Annotated in this window: 18 protein-coding genes; 8 read left to right on the top strand and 10 right to left on the bottom strand. The window is 73.2% G+C overall.

The window, feature by feature from the left end; all coding sequences use genetic code 11:
- Positions 1–522: 522 nt before the first annotated feature.
- Genes BM339_RS34490 through BM339_RS34470 form a run of 5 tightly spaced genes read right to left on the bottom strand, consistent with a single transcriptional unit; the run spans position 523 to position 5,492 of the window.
- Positions 523–1,104, bottom strand: a complete 582-nt coding sequence (locus tag BM339_RS34490; RefSeq protein ID WP_075023586.1) for an MmgE/PrpD family protein — start codon at positions 1,102–1,104, stop codon at positions 523–525.
- A complete protein-coding gene (solA, locus tag BM339_RS34485; protein WP_083598308.1) occupies positions 1,101–2,258 on the bottom strand; it encodes an N-methyl-L-tryptophan oxidase in 1,158 nt (385 codons plus the stop codon). The genes BM339_RS34490 and solA overlap by 4 nt, the downstream gene beginning before the upstream one ends.
- A complete protein-coding gene (locus BM339_RS34480; protein WP_075023585.1) occupies positions 2,255–3,460 on the bottom strand; it encodes a metal-dependent hydrolase family protein in 1,206 nt (401 codons plus the stop codon). The genes solA and BM339_RS34480 overlap by 4 nt, the downstream gene beginning before the upstream one ends.
- On the bottom strand, positions 3,457–4,833 hold the full coding sequence (locus tag BM339_RS34475; RefSeq protein ID WP_021597151.1) for an MFS transporter: 1,377 nt from the start codon (positions 4,831–4,833) through the stop codon (positions 3,457–3,459). Before BM339_RS34475 ends, BM339_RS34480 begins: the two co-directional genes overlap by 4 nt.
- The gene (locus tag BM339_RS34470) at positions 4,830–5,492 is read right to left on the bottom strand and encodes a helix-turn-helix domain-containing protein (protein WP_021597150.1); all 663 of its coding nucleotides are present in this window, start codon (positions 5,490–5,492) and stop codon (positions 4,830–4,832) included. The genes BM339_RS34475 and BM339_RS34470 overlap by 4 nt, the downstream gene beginning before the upstream one ends.
- 56 nt (positions 5,493–5,548) lie before the next feature.
- Between BM339_RS34470 and BM339_RS34465 the strand changes: the two genes are divergently transcribed.
- The 4 genes from BM339_RS34465 to BM339_RS34450 all read left to right on the top strand — a co-directional run bounded on the left by BM339_RS34465 (position 5,549) and on the right by BM339_RS34450 (position 10,636).
- The gene (locus BM339_RS34465) at positions 5,549–7,081 is read left to right on the top strand and encodes an aldehyde dehydrogenase family protein (protein WP_075023584.1); all 1,533 of its coding nucleotides are present in this window, start codon (positions 5,549–5,551) and stop codon (positions 7,079–7,081) included.
- Positions 7,078–8,298, top strand: a complete 1,221-nt coding sequence (gene lhgO / locus BM339_RS34460) for an L-2-hydroxyglutarate oxidase (RefSeq protein ID WP_075023583.1) — start codon at positions 7,078–7,080, stop codon at positions 8,296–8,298. Before BM339_RS34465 ends, lhgO begins: the two co-directional genes overlap by 4 nt.
- Before the next feature lie 133 nt (positions 8,299–8,431).
- On the top strand, positions 8,432–9,658 hold the full coding sequence (locus BM339_RS34455; RefSeq protein ID WP_075023582.1) for a cytochrome P450: 1,227 nt from the start codon (positions 8,432–8,434) through the stop codon (positions 9,656–9,658).
- A 153-nt stretch (positions 9,659–9,811) separates the two neighbouring features.
- Complete coding sequence (locus BM339_RS34450) at positions 9,812–10,636, top strand: SAM-dependent methyltransferase (protein ID WP_024934971.1); 825 nt, start codon at positions 9,812–9,814, stop codon at positions 10,634–10,636.
- Between the two features lie 13 nt (positions 10,637–10,649).
- Here BM339_RS34450 and BM339_RS34445 read toward each other — a convergent pair whose 3' ends face one another.
- Genes BM339_RS34445 through BM339_RS34430 form a run of 4 tightly spaced genes read right to left on the bottom strand, consistent with a single transcriptional unit; the run spans position 10,650 to position 13,866 of the window.
- Positions 10,650–11,585: a DODA-type extradiol aromatic ring-opening family dioxygenase gene (locus tag BM339_RS34445; protein WP_075023581.1), complete on the bottom strand. Its 936-nt coding sequence runs from the start codon at positions 11,583–11,585 to the stop codon at positions 10,650–10,652.
- Positions 11,585–12,496, bottom strand: coding sequence for an alpha/beta fold hydrolase (locus BM339_RS34440; RefSeq protein WP_083598306.1), 912 nt, complete (start codon positions 12,494–12,496; stop codon positions 11,585–11,587). The genes BM339_RS34445 and BM339_RS34440 overlap by 1 nt, the downstream gene beginning before the upstream one ends.
- On the bottom strand, positions 12,493–13,017 hold the full coding sequence (locus tag BM339_RS34435; protein WP_075023580.1) for a cupin domain-containing protein: 525 nt from the start codon (positions 13,015–13,017) through the stop codon (positions 12,493–12,495). Before BM339_RS34435 ends, BM339_RS34440 begins: the two co-directional genes overlap by 4 nt.
- A 15-nt stretch (positions 13,018–13,032) precedes the next feature.
- The gene (locus BM339_RS34430) at positions 13,033–13,866 is read right to left on the bottom strand and encodes an SDR family oxidoreductase (RefSeq protein ID WP_083598305.1); all 834 of its coding nucleotides are present in this window, start codon (positions 13,864–13,866) and stop codon (positions 13,033–13,035) included.
- A gap of 21 nt (positions 13,867–13,887) precedes the next feature.
- Here BM339_RS34430 and BM339_RS34425 point away from each other — a divergent pair, with 21 nt between their 5' ends.
- From BM339_RS34425 to BM339_RS48070, 3 genes are all read left to right on the top strand, one after another.
- Positions 13,888–14,742, top strand: coding sequence for an IclR family transcriptional regulator (locus tag BM339_RS34425; protein WP_200871805.1), 855 nt, complete (start codon positions 13,888–13,890; stop codon positions 14,740–14,742).
- A 66-nt stretch (positions 14,743–14,808) separates the two neighbouring features.
- On the top strand, positions 14,809–15,279 hold the full coding sequence (locus tag BM339_RS34420) for a cupin domain-containing protein (protein WP_083598304.1): 471 nt from the start codon (positions 14,809–14,811) through the stop codon (positions 15,277–15,279).
- The gene (locus tag BM339_RS48070) at positions 15,276–16,145 is read left to right on the top strand and encodes a nuclear transport factor 2 family protein (protein WP_083598303.1); all 870 of its coding nucleotides are present in this window, start codon (positions 15,276–15,278) and stop codon (positions 16,143–16,145) included. The genes BM339_RS34420 and BM339_RS48070 overlap by 4 nt, the downstream gene beginning before the upstream one ends.
- Here BM339_RS48070 and BM339_RS34405 read toward each other — a convergent pair.
- Entirely contained in the window at positions 16,115–16,822 is a 708-nt protein-coding gene (locus tag BM339_RS34405) for a class II aldolase/adducin family protein (RefSeq protein WP_075023579.1), read from the bottom strand. The genes BM339_RS48070 and BM339_RS34405 overlap by 31 nt on opposite strands.
- Positions 16,823–16,863: 41 nt before the next feature.
- On the opposite strand from BM339_RS34405, the gene BM339_RS34400 reads away from it, so the two are divergent.
- The gene (locus BM339_RS34400; protein WP_075023578.1) at positions 16,864–17,766 is read left to right on the top strand and encodes a VOC family protein; all 903 of its coding nucleotides are present in this window, start codon (positions 16,864–16,866) and stop codon (positions 17,764–17,766) included.
- The last annotated feature ends 6 nt before the right edge of the window (positions 17,767–17,772 follow it).

The following is a 17,772-nucleotide window of genomic DNA, read 5'->3' as shown; positions in this document are numbered from 1 at the left end:
GGCGGCCCGGTGCCGGACGCGACGGCATCCCTCGCGCGGATCGGCCGCGATTCACCAGGTGCCCGGGGAGGCGGTTTGCAGGTGGCACCGATCGGCTCGATGTGGCTATGGGCTGGCTATGGGATCAAGGCGGCCGGTTGCTCCGGCCTGTTTGACCAGTCGCCCCAACGTTCGCGGCGCCCGAAACGCTCCGCGAGCGTCTTTTCCGAAGGAAGATCCCACGCCGCTGTGCGGTTGGCCAGCGCCCACTGTCATGCCTGGCGTTGCAGCCCCGAGACCGGCCGGCCGTGTCGCGGAAGGCCCCTTTCGCTTCTCCGGAATCCTCACCCGCTGGGAACTTTTCTGCGCCCCGTAGAAAGTTTGCAGCGCCACTCGTCTGAGCGTCGTAGAAACCGTCCGGAGAATTCCCTTGGGTCGTAAGAGCTTCGTATGAACCAACCTCTTCCGCTGCGAACCGCTCCTGACCTGGCGCATCAAGAGGCTCATACGCACCGATCAGAGCACATCTCGGCCAGGCGGCAATCAGCCGTCCGACCAGGGAAGGCTCGGCGACGGCGACGTTGGCCGCCAGGCTCGCGGCGCTGCCCAGCACCAGCAGCGTCCATGGCAGCAGCCTGCGGACCCCAGGGTCTGCCAGGGCGCGAACCCCCAGACCTCGCCGAGCCGTTCCGGACTCGGGAAGGCGGCCTCGGCCACCCGGATCGGAACCTCGTACCCGACCGCCACCGCCGCCAGGACGTCGCGTCCGTGGGCCGACAGCTTCTCCCCCAGTGCCAGCGACGGTGCGATGGCCGTGGCCCCGGGATGGAGGAAGGTCCTGTAGGTGTCGTCGAAGTCGAGCGCGTTCGCGCACGCCGCGTTCATGTAGGTGGCGGCCAGCAGCGAGGCGCGCTCGCCCGATCCGAGGACGCGGGCGACCCGCTCGGAGCCGAGACCGGTGACGGCGCCGTCCTGGATCCGGGACGCCGCCGTCCGCAGGCCGCCCACGGCATTGGCGATCCCGTCCAGGACGAGCCGTTTCAGGTGCTCGACGGTGGCGGTGTCGAGGTCCTGGAATCGCGTCGCGGCGACGAACCGGGCGATCTCTCCGGTCGCGTCGGTCACCGCCGGCCCCCGGCGAACCGGTCGGGCGCCATGAACGCGATGTCCGGGACGGTCTCGCCGGTGGCGAGGCGCGCGACGGCGTCCCCGACGGCCGGGGCGAGCTTGAAGCCGCGTCCGGAGTAGCCTCCGGCGAGCACGACGTTCGGGAGCCGCGGGTGGCGACCGGTGATGCCGTGGCCGTCACTGGAGTAGAGGTCGGTGAAGCCTGCGGACCTCACCGGGTACGGATGCAGGCCCGTCACGTGGCTGGTCAGCAACTCCGCCATGCTCGTGAGCTCGTCCGGGTCGTGGCGCCGTTCGAAGGTGTCCGGATCGTCGATGTCCGACGGCCTGATCCCGCACACCTTCACGGACGCGTGATCCGCGGTCGGAGCGCCGTAGAGGAAGTCGCCCCCGCTCTGGCGGGTGAAGACGGGGAACACCTCGGGCTCGAAGTCCTGGACGTACGCCGGAGCGAACCAGGACAGCAGGACCCTTTTCGGACGCAGGTGGCGTGCCAGCTCCGGCGGCAACCAAGACGGAGCCCACGAGCCCATGGCGAGGATCGCGGTGCGGACCTTCCAGGTCGATCCCGCCGCCTCGATCACGACGCCGTCGCGCCGCGGCTCGACGCGCTCCACCCGGTGGCGGCGGAGGATCCGCGCGCCCAGCGACTCCGCCCGGTCCGCCGCCGCGACCACCGCCTGCTCGCTCCGGAGGAATCCCGCCTCGGGATCGAAGTAGGCCATATCGTCCTCGGCCAGGACGTGCTGGGGGTACCTGTCGGCCATCTCCGCCCGCCCGAGAGGCAGCAGCTTCAGACCGTGCACCCTCGCCGACTCGGCGACCTGCCGCATCGACGGGTCCTCGCGGCGGCCGATGTTCAGGCCGCCGCACTGGACCAGAAGGTTGGTCGCCGACACCTCCGACAGCTCCCCCCACAACCCGAGGGCCTGCTTCAGCAGCGGGACGTAATGGGCGCCCTCCATGTAGGCGAGGCGGAACAGCCGGGTGTTCCCGCCGGCGGCGCCCAGGTCGTGCCCGGGCGCGTACCGCTCGAACCCGATGGCCTCCACGCCCCGCTCGGCGAGCCGCCACATGGCCATGCTCCCCATCGTCCCGACGCCGATCACCGCGACCTCAGCGTCCATGTCCACGCCCTTCTCGAAGGTCACGCATCGTCGACGACCCGTCCGCCGAGCATCACCAGCGCCACGTCGCGGACGGCGTCGACCTCCGCCGCCGGGTCGCCCCGGTAGGCCACGAGGTCGGCGGGACGTCCCTTGGCCAGCCGGCCGGCGGTGCCGGCGAGCCCGACCACCTCGGCGGCGGCGCCCGTCGCCGCGTGCAGGGCCTCGGCCGGTGACAGGCCGGCCTCGACCATCAGCCGCATCTCCTGGGCCACGGATCCGTGCGGGTTCCCCGGGGCGCCGGAGTCGGTGCCCACCGCGATCGTGACGCCGTTCTCGGCGGCGACGCGGCAGGCCGCCAGCGCCTTCGACCGGATCTCCGCGGCCTTGGCCGCGATGGGCGAGCCGGGCCGGTCCGCGTAGGCGCCGTGGATCGCGTCGAAGACGCACAGCGTCGGGACGAGGGCGACCCCCTGCTCCCGCATCCGCTCCGCGGTGGGCGCGTCCAGCAGCGATCCGTGCTCGATGCTGTCGACGCCCACGTCGAGCAGCATGCCGATCACCTCGGGCGAGTAGGCGTGCGCCGCCACGCGGCACCCCGCCTTGTGCGCCTCCTCGACGGCGACCTCCACCTCGGCGCGCGACAGCTGGGGCTCCTCGGGCCGCTCGTGCTCCCCGTACACCCCGCCGGACGCGATGAGCTTGATGGCGCGGGCACCGCCCTTGATCTCGGACCGGACGGCGGCGCGCACCGCGTCCGGGCCGTCGGCCTCGTGGCAGAGGGACCAGCCGTGCCCACCGGTCATGGCGATCGCGCGGCCGGCGGGGACGACGCGCGGCCCCGGCACGTCCCCGTCCGCGATGGCCTGGGCCAGCGGCACGGAGAGGGCGCCGGTCGCGCCCAGGTCCCGGACGGTGGTCTCGCCCGCCCGCAGGTGCCGCATGGCGTGGGCGGCGGCGCGCAGGACCGTCCGCTCCGGCGCGTCCAGCGCGACCCGGTCCTGGGGAGCCGCGGAGGCGTCCCACACCAGATGCGTGTGGGTGTCGATGAGCCCCGGCAGCAGCGTGCAGTCGCCGAGGTCGACGTCGGCCGGCCGCGCCGCCGCGCCCGGCCCGGTCTCGACGCTCACGATCATGCCGTCCTCGACGGTGACGGCCACGGGCCCGTCGAGGACGTGGACGCCGTCGAAGGCTCGTGCCGCCCGGAGGGTGACGCCTCGCCCGCCGTTCACCGGGATCGCCGTCATCGGAGTGCCTCCGGAGCGGTGAGGGACGCGCCGTCGCGAAGCCGCGCGGCGCGGTACTCCCGGGGGAGCCATGCCGCGACGACGCCGATCGCGACCAGCGTGACGACCATGGCGTACACCGGCGCCGCGTAGGGGGTGCCGGACCTGTCGACGAGGAACGTGGCGACGAACGCGGCCGTCCCGGCGAACACGACGTAGGCGAGGCCGTACGCGACGGCCGAGCCGCTGAACCGGACCCGGGCGGGGAACAGCTCGACCTGGATGAGCGTGTAGGCGACCACCAGCATGCCCTCGCACAGCGCCAGCAGCGACTGGCCGACCAGGGCGGCCGTCCAGGTGCCGAACTCGAAGAGCATGAACGCCGGGATGTTCATCAGCAGGAACCCGGCCATGCCGGCCAGCAGCACGCGCGGCGGGCCGACCCGGTAGAGGTAGATGCCCACGACCGGGGCGAACGCGGCGAGCACCAGTTCGGCGGCGGCCGCCGTGCCGAGCGCCGCGCTGCCCGACAGGCCGACGTGCACCTGCAGGTGGTTGGGGATGTAGGAGAGCATCATGTAGTAGTTCACGCCGTTCGCCGCGGCGGCGAAGAAGAGGATCGTCGCGGCCTTCCAGTGGGTGCGGAGCGCCTCGAAGACCGGCATCCGGCTGATCTGGTTCGACTCCTCGGCGCGCTTGAACGCCCTGGTCTCGCTCAGCCGCAGTCTCATGTAGAGGCCCGACAGCCCCAGCGGCAGCGAGATCAGGAAGGGCACCCGCCACCCCCAGGCGTCCATGGCGCCCTCGCTGAGGACCGCGTTGAGGAGGACGCCGGCGCCGGCGGCGCAGGCGATGCCCAGCCCGACGGTGGAGATGATCGAGCTCGCGTAGAGGCCGCGGCGCCGGAGCGGCGCGTGCTCGACGACGAACGTCGCGGCGCCGTTGAACTCGGCGCCGGCGGACAGGCCCTGCGCGAGCCGGCACACCACCAGCAGCGCCGGCGCCCACAGGCCGACCGAGGCCTGCGTGGGCAGCAGCCCGACGGCGGCGGTCGCCACGGTCATCAGCAGGATGATCGCGGAGAGCGTGCCCCGGCGGCCCAGCCGGTCGCCGAAGTGGCCGAACAGGACGCCGCCGAAGGGCCGGGAGACGAACGCGACCCCCAGCACCGCGAAGGTGCCGAGCAGGTCCGTGACCTGGTCGCCGCTGGCGAAGAAGGCCGCCCCGATCTGGGGCGCCAGGAAGCCGTAGATCGCGAAGTCGTACCACTCCAGGAAGTTGCCGATGCTGGTCGCGGAGAGGACGCGCGTCGTCTCCCCCTTGCGCGCGTGGCCGGTGTCCTGTTCCGCCGGCACGGCGGCGGGTCCGTCCGCGCGGGTCTCGTCTGTGGTCATGACGGCTGTTCCTTTCCGAGGGTGGCGGATCCGTCGCCGGAGCGACGTGGGGCCGCGTCCCGGGCCGCCTCGTTGCGGTCGCCGGCGGCGAGAACGGGCGCGCACAGCCAGTGGATGCGCGAGCGCTCGCTGGTGTGGTTGGAGATCCGGTGGGGGGTCTCCGAGACGTAGGAGATGCTGTCGCCGGCCTTGAGGATGTAGGGGTCGTCTCCGAGCTGGATGGTGACCTCGTGGTGGAGGACGACGACCGTCTCGATGAGCCCGGCGTGCGAGTAGGGGTCGCCCGTGTTGGCCGCCGGGTCGAACGTGGCGTCGTACAGCGCGAGAGGGCTGTGGCTCGACGGTGTGATCAGGTACTTCGTGATGCCCTCGCGGGTGACGAGCGGTTCGCGCGTCGCCATCCGCACCGGCTTGACGGCGGGGTCGGTGGAGGCGAAGAGGTCCGACACGTGGATGTCGAGCACGTCGCACAGCTTCTGGAGGACGGCGACGCTGGCGTTGCTCTTCCCCCGTTCGAGCTGGCTCACGAAGCTGGGGCTGACGCCGGCGGCGAGCGCGGTCTTCCTGACGGACAGGCGGCGCGCCTCCCGGAAGGCCTGCAGGCGGGCACCCACCTGGTGCCGGCCGTCCTGGTCGTCGGCGACGTTCTCGACGGACATCGGGCTCCTTCACTCTCACTGGACACGTGTGCAGTGGGGCTGTACGTTACGACAGCATGGTGAACATCACAAGACCTCCGGCGCAGAAGGTCGAGCGTGGGCAGAATCCCCGGACGGGCCGCGTGACCTGCACGGTCGCGGTGACGCCGCCCGATGGGGTGGAAGCCGCGCTCGGCGCCGCGAGTGCGGCCTCACGTGCCGTCGGCGCGTCGAGCCCGGCCACTCGCGCCCGCTGGCTGCGAGCGATCGCGGACGCCCTGGAGGAACCGGACGCCGCCGCCGACCTGATCGCGCTCGCCGACCGGGAGACGGCGCTGGGCGAGACCCGCCTCGCCGCGGAGCTGGCGCGCACCGCGGACCAGCTGCGGTTCTACGGTGATGCCGCCGTCGAGGGCTCCTACCTCGGAGTGACGATCGACCGCGCGACACCGGCCCGGCCGAGCCTGGCCCGCGTGCGGGTCCCGCTCGGCCCCGTCGCGGTCTTCGGTGCCAGCAACTTCCCGCTGGCCTTCGGCGTCCTGGGCAACGACACCGCCTCCGCCCTCGCGGCCGGGTGCCCCGTCGTGGTGAAGGGCCATCCGGCACACCCCGCGCTCAGCGCGCGGCTCGCCGACCTCGCCCTGAGCGCCCTGGAGCGGGCCGGTGCGCCGGACGGCGCCTTCGCGCTCGTCACCGGCTTCGACTCGGGCGCCATGCTGGTGCAATCGCCCCACACGGCCGCGGTGGCGTTCACCGGGTCGCAGCAAGGGGGCCAGCACCTCTGGCGGCTCGCCAACGAGCGCGACGTCGTGATCCCCGTGTTCGCCGAGATGGGCACGGTGAACCCGGTCGTCCTCACCCCCGCCGGCGCCGCGGGCACCGCCGAGGTCGCCGCCGGGTTCGTCCGCGCGTTCACCGGCGGCGCCGGCCAGTTCTGCACGAAGCCGGGGCTGCTCTTCGCGCCGTCCGGATCGGGGTTCGCCGCCGCCGCGGGACGTGCGCTGGAACGTTCCGCGCCGCAGGCGTGGTGCCTGACCGAGCAGATCGCCGCCTCGGCCGCCGCCGGAACGGACGGCCTGGTCGAGGACGGGGCGACCGTCGTCGCCCGGGTGGCCGGTCCCGGCCGCGGCTGGTCGGTGGAGGCGGTCCTGCTCTCCGCGCCGATCGGCGCGGTGCGTCCCGGAAACCGCCTCCTTGAGGAGTGCTTCGGACCGGTCGCACTGGTGGTGGAGTATCAGGACATGGCAGGACTGCTGTCGGTATTGCCCCGCCTCCAGGGAACCCTGGCCGCCGCGATCATGTCGGGCGGCGAGCAGGACCCCGACATCCCCCGGCTGCTCGACGCGCTCACTCCCCTGGTCGGCCGGGTCGTGGTGGACGGGTGGCCCACCGGCGTCGCCACCGCGTGGGGGCAGCAGCACGGCGGGCCATGGCCGGCCACCACGGCGCCCGCCTCCACCTCGGTCGGCGCGGCGGCCCTCGACCGGTTCACCCGCCCCGTGACCTACCAGGGGACGCCCGACATGGCGCTGCCTCCGCCGTTGCGGCCGGACAACCCCTGGTCCGTGCCGCGGCGCGTGGACGGGGCGCTGGAGATGGGACGGCGGTGAGCCGGGTCAGGAAGCGCGCGGCGGTCGTCGGCGGCGGCATCGTCGGGGTGTCGGTCGCCCGCCATCTCGCCCGGCGGGTAGACGGCTTCGACGTCACCCTGTTCGAGAAGGAGGACCGGCTGGCCGCGCACCAGACCGGTCACAACAGCGGTGTCGTGCACGCCGGCCTCTACTACGAACCCGGGAGCCTCAAGGCCACCCTGTGCCTGCGCGGAGTCGAGCTGCTGCGCGAGGCCGTCCGGGACCACGGCGTCCCCTACGAGGAGTGCGGCAAGATCGTCGTCGCGCTCGGCGAGCGGGAGCTGCCCCGCCTGGACGCCGTCCACGCCCGCGCCGTCGCCAACGGCGTCCCCGGGGTCCGCCTGATCGGCCGCGACGAGATCACCGAGCTGGAGCCGCACGCCCGCGGGATCCGGGCGCTGCACTCGCCGCGCACCGCGATCGTCGACTACGTGGCGCTGACGGCCGCGCTGGCGGAGGACTTCCGCGCGGCCGGCGGTTCGGTCCGGCTGGGCGAGAAGGTGACCGGGCTGGAGCACCGCGGGCGGGCGGTCCGCCTCACGACGGGACGGGGCACCGAGGAGTTCGACCTCGTGATCGCGTGCGCGGGCCTCGCGTCCGACCGGCTGGCGCGGGCCGCCGGGGAATCCGCCGAGCCGCGGATCGTCCCGTTCTACGGCGACTACTTCCTGCTGGACGCGAGCACGCGCCACCTCGTCAACGGTCTCATCTATCCCGTCCCCGACCCCCGGTACCCGTTCCTCGGAGTGCACCTCACCAAGCGGATCGACGGAGCCGTCATGCTCGGCCCGAACGCCTTCCTGTCGCTGGGCCGGGAGTCCTACGAGGGCCGGCGGCCCGTCCCCCGGGACGTGCGCGACGCCCTCGGGTTCCCGGGCTTCTGGAGGTTCGCGGCCCGCAACCTTCCGGCGGCCGCCCGCGAGGCGCGGACCGCCCTCAGCTCGCGGCGGTTCGTCGCCGAGGCGCGCAGGTACGTCCCCGCCATCCCCTCCGGCGCCGTCGTCCGCGGGCCGCGGGGCATCCGCGCGCAGGCGATGGACGCGCGCGGCGGCCTGGTCGACGACTTCGTCATCTCGGGAACGGAGCACATCGTGCACGTGCGCAACGCGCCGTCCCCGGGCGCCACGTCGGCGCTCGCCATCGCCGAGCACATCGTGAGCGAGGCCCTCCGGCGCCGATCCTGGACGCCGGCGTAGGCCTCCCGAGGGAGGTAAGTGATTATGTACTGTCGTAGGCCCGGATGCCGGCCCGGCATCCGGACGGCCGATGCGGCGCGACGTCGGCCTCCGACCCGTCAACGCACGGGCCTCCGGAGGAAGGGAACCGCCCATGCGCCCCGCGCCCGCATCCCGGTCCGACCAGCCGGTCAACGACACGATCAACCTGATCAGCGGTGAGTTCTGGGGCCGCGACCCCCACGCCGAGCTCCGCTGGATCAGGGACAACGCGCCCGTCTACTGGGACCCCCGCGGCGAGGTCTGGGGGATCTCGACCTACGCGACCGTCAAGTACGTCTCCCGGCATCCCGGGCTGTTCTGCAACGGCCAGGGCATCCGCCCCGACAACGGCCCGCTGCCGATGATGATCGACATGGACGATCCCGAGCACAAGCTGCGCCGCAAGCTGGTCAGCGCCGGGTTCACCCCGCGGCGGGTCGCCGACAGGCGGGCCTACCTCGAACGGCTCTGCGACGAGATCATCGACCGGGTCTGCGAGCGCGGCGAATGCGACTTCGTCGCCGACCTGGCCGCCCAGCTCCCGCTGATCGTGATCGGCGACGCCCTCGGGTTCGCGGCGCGGGACCGCCAGACGCTGCTGGCCTGGTCCGACGACATGCTCAGGGCGCTGACCGGCGGCGACGATCCCGCCCTGCTCTCCCGGGCCGCCGAGGCGTTCGCGGGCTTCAACGACCACGCCTCCGCCGTTGTGGCCGACCGCCGGGCCTGCCCGCGCGACGACCTCATCAGCGCGCTCACCCACGCCACCGTCGACGGGCAGCGGCTGGACCACGAGTCGCTGCTGCAGGAATCCCTCCTGATCCTCATCGGCGGGGACGAGACGACCCGGCACGTCATCTCCGGCGGGATGTGGCAGCTGTTCCGGCACCCGGAGCAGCGCCGCGCCCTGGCCGAGGACCCGTCCGGTATCCCCGCCGCCGTGGAGGAGATGCTGCGCTGGGTGTCCCCGATCAAGAACATGGCCCGCACCGCCACCCGCGACACCATGCTCGACGGCAGGGCCATAGCGGAGGGCGACACCCTCCTGCTGCTGTATCCGTCCGCCAACCGGGACCGCGCGGTGTTCACCGATCCCGACGCCTTCGACATCACTCGGCACCCGAACGAGCACCTGGCCTTCGGCAACGGCCCGCACTTCTGCCTGGGCAACAGCCTCGCCCGTCTGGAAATGCAGGTCATGTTCGGCAGGCTCCTGGCCCGCCTGCCCGATCTGGAGCCGGTCGATTCCGCCGAGCCCGCCCACCGGCCCGCCAACTTCGTCTCCGGCTACGAATCCATGCCCGTCCGCTTCACACCGACCCGCCGCGTGCTCTCGTGACCTCGAACCGTTATCGCCAAGGGCCGAGCCCGCGCCCAATTCCATTGTCATCGGTGGTTCGCCGTCGTTTTCGTGATGCGAAATGTACGATGATTCACGGTTCTACTTGTTGAAAAGACAAGTCCGTACAGACAACGGGATCGAGGCTGCGGAGTGGCTGACACCGGCGGAGTGGACCGGAGTTCGGTGGACCTGGAGACCGGCCGGGCCCACGGCGCGCGGATCTACGACTACATCCTCGGTGGCAAGGACCACTACGAGGCCGACCGCGCGGCGGGGGACGAGACGCTGCGGGTGTGGCCCGCGCTCCGGGTGCACATGCAGGCCAACCGGTCGTTCATGCATCGCGTCGCGCGCTACATGGCGGTCGAGAAAGGCATCCGGCAGTTCCTCGACATCGGCACCGGTATCCCGACCTCCCCCAATCTCCACGAGGTCGTCCAAGAGAAGGCGCCCGACTCCCGGGTGGTGTACGTCGACAACGATCCGATCGTCCTGGTCCACGCCCGGGCGCTGATGCAGAGCACGCCCGAGGGCCGGACCGCCTACGTCCAGGCGGACATGCGCGAGCCGGAGCGCATCTTCACCGCCCCCGAACTGCACTCCACCCTCGACCTCACCCGCCCGATCGGGCTGACCGTGATCGCCGTGGTCCACTTCGTCGAGGACGACGACGAGGCGTACCGCGTCGTGCGCGACCTGGTGGACAGGCTCCCGTCGGGAAGCTGGGTCGGGCTCGCCATCGCCACCGACGACTTCGACCGCGACGTGCTGGCCGAGGTCCAGCGGACCTACCACGCGCACGGCGAGTCCCTGCGCTGGCGCACCCACGAGCAGGCCCTGCGCTTCTTCGACGGGCTGGAACTGGAAGAGCCCGGCGTGGTGCAGATCCACAAGTGGCGTCCCGACGGGACCCTTTCCCGGCCCGTCTCGGACAAGGACATCGCCATGTACGGCGGCGTCGCGGTCAAACCCTGACCGGTCAGGCGCGTCAGGCGATCTCGAAGGTCGTGCCGATGCCCATTCCGGTGATCCACTCGGGGACCGGCTCGTAGCTCGTCCAGGCCAGCGACAGGCCGACCGCGACCTGGCCGATCAGCCAGCAGCGCACCTCGTGCCCTCCGGTGCCCGCGCGTTCCTCCAGCCCCTCGTGGCCGAGTGCGGCGATCGATGCCGCGTCGCCGGCGGTCAGCCGGTCCAGGAACCAGGCGTCCCATTCCGCGTTCACGCGGGCGTGCGGGTCGCCGCCCATCTCCCGCACCCGCCGCTCGCGGACCGCGGCGACGGACTGCGCGTCGGCGCGGCCGTGGATCAGGGCCGTCCGGCGGTCGCCGGCCACCGACGGGTCCCGGGGGTCGTTCGACGGCAGCCAGTGGGAGAGCCCGCCGCTGGCGGCGACCAGCACCCGTCCCGGGTGGCCGGACGAGCGCAGCGCGGCGCCGAGCGCCCGGCCGAGCGAGACGCAGCGGTCCAGCGCGGGCAGCGGGGGCGCCGCGGTGTTCACCACGAGCGGCACGATCGGCACCCCCGCGCGGCCGCTGATCATCTCGTAGCTCTGCACCGTGCCGTGGTCGACGGTGAGGGCGTACGACAGCGCGATGTCGAAGCCGGCGTCCGCGAGGCCCTCCCGCACCGACCACGCGAGCCCCTCGGCCACCGGGAGGGGACCGGCCGCGCTGCCGAAGTCGCCGAACCCGACGGCCTCCTCCACCCCGAGGACGAACGGCGGCATCACGTCGTAGAAGTTCGCGTGGAAGTGGTCGGGGCCGATGACGACGATCGCGTCCGGAGCGAGCCGGTCCACGGCGCGCCGCACCCGGCCGGCGTCGTGGAGGAACCGTCCGCCCGGCCCCTCCGGGCCGTCGGGGGGAAGCAGCGTCGCGAAGGGGCTGTGGGACATCCCGACGAAGCCCGCGATCTCGGCCATCAGACCGGGTCCTTGCCGTGGACGAGCCAGTCGCGGTGGACCCGGAGGTAGTCGTCGGCCTGCTCCCACTGGGGCCAGTGGCCGGCGTCCTCGATGACGTGCAGGCGGGCGTCGGGAAGCCAGCCGAGGAGCATCTCGGCCTCGTCGAGCCCGCCGGTCGGGTCGTGGTCCGTCCAGAGCAGCAGGGTCGGCGCGGTGATCCGCGACACCCAGGAGGGGTCCCAGGCGAAGTCCTCGCGGACCCGGGGGTCCTGGAGGACGAGCGTGTTGGTGATCGCCTGGACGAAGCCCGGCCGGGAGTACACGCTGCGCCGCAGGTTCACCAGTTCGTCGGTGACCATCTCCTTGTGGTGGAAGAGGAACTCCACCCGCCGCCGCACGGTCGCGTCGCTGGGGTCCTGGACCGCCGCCATGGTGCTGTCGCGCAACCGCGCCATCACGTCGGGCTTGTTGGCGATGTTGCCGGGCGTGTTGAGGACCAGCCGGTCCACGCGGTCGGCGTGGTACGCGCCCGCCCAGGCGGCGACCCAGCCGCCGAGCGACTCGCCGGACAGGTGCGCCCTGCCGATGCCGAGCGAGTCGAGCAGGCCCACCAGGTGGTCGCAGAGCACGTCGATCGTGTAGGGGCGGTCGGGCAGCTCCGACCAGCCGTGGCCGACCATGTCGTAGGCCGTGACGCGGAAGTCGGCGGCCAGCCCGGCGAGGTCGCGGGCGTAGGCCTCCAGGTGGCCGCCGGTGCCGTGCAGCAGGACCAGGTCGGGACCGGACCCGGCCTGGAGGACCCTGGTGCGCACCGTGGCCTCGCCCAGCGGGACGTCGACGTGCCGCAGGGTGTGGTCGAGGTCGGCCAGTTCCCCCCAGATGCTGATGTGCCGGGGAATCGGCGGACCGGCCGGGAGTGTCTCGCTCATGTCTCCTCCGTCTGGTCGAAACGGTCGCGGGCCTCCTGGAGGGTCGCCAGGCCGGCGCTTTCCCGGCGGACGAGACCGAAGAGGCCGAGAAGGCGGGAGTTCTCGATGGTCAGGAACTCCACGGGATGCTCGGACGAGTCGTTGTAGTGCCGGTGCCAGGCCCACGGCGGCGTGTAGACGAAGGACCCGGCCGTCCAGGCCACGGTCTCGCCGTCGGCGCCGCCGTCCCCTTCGATCAGGCTGTGGCCTTCACCGCTGATCACGAAGTGGACGGTCTCGTGGTAGTGCCGCTGCATGTCCGAGCTGGCGCCGGGCGGGATGACCTGGCGGAACAGCTCGAAGGTCGTGGTCGGCAGGGTTCCGGCGATCCGGAGCGTGGTCGGGTTCGGCACCGATCCGGCCGGGATCGTTTCGAGGTCGTCGTCGTGGACCACGAGCGGGCGCTGCCCGCCGGGCCGCACGACGTGCGCGAAACCGGCGAGGAAGTCGGCCATCGTGAAGTCGGGTCCGGATACGGCCATGCAGAGGTCCTCCGTTCACACCGTCTCGGTCCGGCCGCCGTCGACCGCGAGGACGGTGCCGTTGATGTAGCTCGCCTCCGCCGAGGCCAGGAACGCGATCGCCGCCGCCACCTCGTCCGGGTCGCCGGACCGGCCGGCGGGGATCTCGGCCTGATCCTCTGCCGCCGCGGTGGCGAGGTCGGTTCCGGCGGCGTCGGCACGGCTCTGGAGGATCTGGAGCCGCCGCGGCGTGAGGGTGGCGCCGGGCGCGACGCAGTTCACGGTGACCCCGCGGTCGGCGTACTCGTGGGAGGCGAGCTTCGCCGCGGCCGTCACCGCCGACCGCAGCACGGTCGACGCGGCGAGTTCCGGCTGCGGTTGCCGGACGGCCGTGGACGTGATCAGGACGACCCGTCCGAAGCCGCGCGCGGCCATGCCGGGCAGGGCCGCGCGCATGAGCGCGAGCGGGCCGAGCAGGAGCAGGTCCATCGCCGTGCGCCACTGCGCGTCCGACACCTCCAGCACCCGGCCCGGCGCGGGGCCGCCGGCGCTGAGGACGAGCACGTCGAGCGCGCCGTGCCGGGCGCGCACCTCGTCCGCCGCGGCGGCGGCCTCGGCCGGCTCGGCCAGGTCGCAGACGAGGTGGTCGACGCGGTCGCCGCCGAGCCGGGAGCCGGCCTCGGCGAGGGCGGAGCGGGTCCGGCCGGCGAGGACGACCCGGTGGCCGGACCGCAGCAGCGCGGCGGCGGCCGCCGCGCCGATGCCGCCCGCCCCGCCGCCGACGAGCGCCGTCCGGATCCCGGGGTCCGCGCCGGAATCCGCGCGAGTTCCGGTGCTTGTGCTGGTAGAGCCCGTATGGCTGGTTCTCATGATGGCGCCTAGATTCGGACCATGACGCTCTCCACCCCAAACATGCGTCCCGCTGGCCGGGATCCTGATTCCGGCCGCCCGATCGGTTCGCTGGAGCGCGCCGCGGCGCTGCTGGGCGCCTTCGGGGAGGGGCACCGCGAGCTCAGCCTGGCGGAGCTGGTGCAGCGGTCCGGCCTGCCGCGCTCCACCGTGCACCGCACCGCCACCCGGATGATCGAGCTCGGCTGGCTGGACAAGCCGCGCGACCGCTACCGCATCGGCAACCGGCTGTTCGAGCTGTCCGGGCTGGTCCCGGTGCGCCACGAGCTCCGCGAGGCGGTGCTGCCGTTCCTGCAGGACCTGTACGCCGCGGCCCGGACCACCGTGCAGCTCGGCGTCCTCGAAGGGGCCCAGGTGCTGGTGGTCGAGAAGATCACCGGGCACCGGCGGATGCCGATGCTCGCCCAGGTCGGCGGGACGATCCCGGCGCACTGCTCCGCGCTGGGGAGGGCGATCCTGGCCTGGTCGGACGCGGGCGCGCTGGACACCGTCCTCGCGGCCGGGCTGGAGCGCCGCACCCCGCGGACGATCACCAGCCCGGACGCGCTGCGGCGGGAGCTCGCCACCGTCGCGGAGCGGGGCTGGGCGCACGACCGGGAGGAGGGCAACATCGGCGTCTGCTGCGTCGCGGCGCCGATCTTCGGCCCCGGCGGCGGGGTGGCCGCCGCCCTTTCGGTCACCGGGCCCGGCCGCGCCGTGCGCGAGGAGTACATGGTGCCGGCCGTGCGCATGGCGGCCGCGGCGGCCGGCCGCGCCTACTCCACGCGCCGCTGGGAGACGCCGCGGACACGGTCCGCGACCGAGTCCCAGCCGCCGGGACATGCCTTTGGTCCCTGATCCCGCCCCCGCGCACGCTGTGACGCACAGCACGCCGGGACTCCCGGGGAGGCAAAGGAGAGGACCATGACCATAGGGAACGCCCAGCAGGAACACCGGGTGGTGCGCTCCGGGGAGGGGACGGACGTCGGTGCGATAGGGCTGGGCATCCACGTCAGGTTGACCGGGGCCGACACCGCGGGCGCCTACTCCCTGTTCGAGTACATCGTCCCGCCCGGCCTCGGCGGACCGCCCACGCACGTCCACAGCCGCGAGGACGAGATGTTCACCTGCACGCGCGGCAGGGTGAGGATCGAGCTGGACGGCGAGCACCATCTCCTCCGCGCCGGGGACTCGCTTCTCCTGCCGCGCCGGGTGCCGCACACGTTCGACAACCCGTTCCAGGACGAGACCCGGGTCGTGGCGGTCGTCTCCCCGCCCGGCCTGGAGGACTACTACCGGGAGCTCAGCGAGCTGCCGCCCGGCCCCCGCGACATGGAGCTGATCGCCGGGGTGATGGCCCGCCACGGGCTGTCGCTGAAGGAGGGGAGCCGATGAACGCGCGAGAGCGGATGGTGCACGCCATGTGCGCGGCGGTGGACGCCGGCGACGCCGAGGCGTTCGGGGCGTGGTTCGCCGACGACGCGACGTACCGGTTCGGCAACGAGGAGCCGCTGACCGGCCGGACCGCGGTGATCGCCGCGACCGCCGCGGCGGCCGGCACCCTGCCGCGGGTCAGGCACACCGTCGACCAGGTCGCCGAGGTCGGGGACCGGCTGTTCTGCCGGTTCACGATCGAGACCGAGACGCCCGCCGGCACGCCGGTGGCGCTGCCCTGCGTCACCGTGATCGAGATGGCGGGCGACACGGTGGCCGACTACCGGGTGCACATGGACATCGGTCCCGCGCTCGGCGCACCGCTCGGGCTGCGGCCCGCCGAGCCGGGCGCGGTCGAGGTCGCGCGGGCCGCCTTCGAGGGGCTGCAGCGCGGCGGCGCGACCGGGGACTGGAGCGGCTTCGTCGACGTGCTCGCCGAGGACGTCCGGATCATGATCCCCGTGCCGGCGGGCGAGCAGGAACCGCCGGAGGGCGTGCTCGTCGGCAAGGACGTCGCCCGGCGGATGTTCGCCGGGCACCACGAGGAGATGGTCGCGGGGGTCGTGCTGGAGGCCAAGCGGGTCGCGGCCAACGGCCCGCTCGTCGTGCTGGAGGCCCGCGTCGAGGGCGCGCTGGACGGCGAGGTGGTCGCCAACCACTTCGTGTTCGCCTTCGAGGTGCGGGACGGGATGGTGGCGTCGATGTACGAGTACGCCGCCTGGACGGCGAAGTCCCCCACGAGCCGCTGGGGCGACCCCGCGTTCGCCCGCGAGGCGTGGTCGGAGACCCTCATCCCCTACACGCCGTCGACGCTCGTCGCCGGCTGATCCGCGGGGACGCCGCGGGCCAGGTGCCGCCAGAGGCGCGGCAGGAGCTCGTCCTGGACGGAGCGCCATGCGCCGATCTCCTCGCCGGTCAGCGCGGTGACCCGGCCCGCGGCTTCGGCCGCGAGCCATGCCGTGCACAGCGCGGACAGCAGCCACATCCGCGCCACGGCGAGGCCCGGCGTGGCGCCGAGCGTGAGGGCGCCGTTGCCGCGGAGCAGCAGGGCCTCGCCCTCCGGCAGGCTGCGGGCGGCGCTCTCGGCCGGCGCGGCCGAGCGCAGCAGCCGACCACTGGGATGGACCGGCACCACCGGGCCGAGCCACGCGGCCTGGCCGTACAGCGCGGGCAGCGCGTCGGCGGCCGCCGCCGCGGCGAAGGCGGCGGGCGGCTGGGCACGGGCGACGGCCGCCGCGTCCGGGCGGGCGCGGTAGAGGGCGAGGTGGGCCCAGCTCTCGGCCGGGGCACCGGACGGCAGGTCCGCGGCGCCGAGGGGCACCTCCACCAGGGCGTCCGCCGTGACGCCGGACAGGTCGGCGGCCGGGGTGATCAGCATCGAGGCGCCCGTGCGGACGGAGACGTGCCCGAAGGCGGTGACCAGTCCCAGGCGGGCCAGGGCACGTCCCGCCTCCACCACCGACGCGGCCACAGCCTCGGGTGCCTTCCCAGAATCCTCACTCATCCCTAAACTGTATGCAGTTTCGTGAAGGAAGGGAACGAGCCGTGATCTCTGCACTGCACCACTACGCGCTCACCGTCCCCGATCTGGAGGTGGCGGACGGCTTCCTCCAGGACTTCGGGCTGGAGACCGCGGAGAAGGACGGTTCGCTGATCGCCCGATGCCGGGGCCGCGCGCAGGAACAGGTACGGATGGTGGAGGCGCCCGCCAAGCGGCTCCACCACGTGTCGTTCACCCTGCGCCCCGGTGGCCTCGACGCCGCGCGCGAGGCACTGGAGCGCGGCGGCGCACCCGTCCTCGACCCGCCGCCGGGCGCCCCGGAGTCCGGGCTCTGGACGCGGGACCCGGACGGGAACGCCGTCCAGCTGCTCGACGAGCCGCCCGCCCCCGCCCGCGCGGTCGCCGAGGTCCTCACCAACATCGGAGAAGGCCACCGCAGGATCGGCGTCGCGCAGTGGCGGCGGGCCACGGAGGACGTCATGCCGCGCCGGCTCGGGCACGCCCTGCTGTTCACCGCGCAGCCGGAGCGGATGACGGCCTTCTACACCGGGGCGCTCGGGCTGCGGGTCAGCGACACCATCCACGGCGGCGCGGTGACCTTCCTCAGCGCCGGCCGGGGCGACCACCACATCTTCGGGTTCATCCGCAGCACCCACCGCGGCTTCCACCACGCGAGCTTCGAGGTGCCGTCGATCGACGCGATCGCGCTCGGCGCCGACCGGATGCGCGCCCGGGGCCGCGACGCGGGATGGGGCCTCGGCCGGCACACCATCGGCTCCAACTTCTTCCACTACACCCTCGACCCGTGGGGCTCGTGGATCGAGTGGTTCTCCGACATCGACCAGGTCGACGACGGCTGGGTCGCCCGCGACTGGGACGTGCCCCCGCACCTGTGGGGCGCCCCGCCGCCCGAGACCTTCCTGGAGAACCGCGAGCCGCGCGCCTAGGAGACG

Origin of the sequence: Actinomadura madurae (assembly GCF_900115095.1) — a bacterium.
In the GTDB taxonomy this organism is placed as follows: Bacteria; Actinomycetota; Actinomycetes; order Streptosporangiales; family Streptosporangiaceae; genus Spirillospora; species Spirillospora madurae.
Note: the sequence above shows the minus strand (reverse complement) of the source record. Positions and strands in the feature narration are given on the sequence as shown.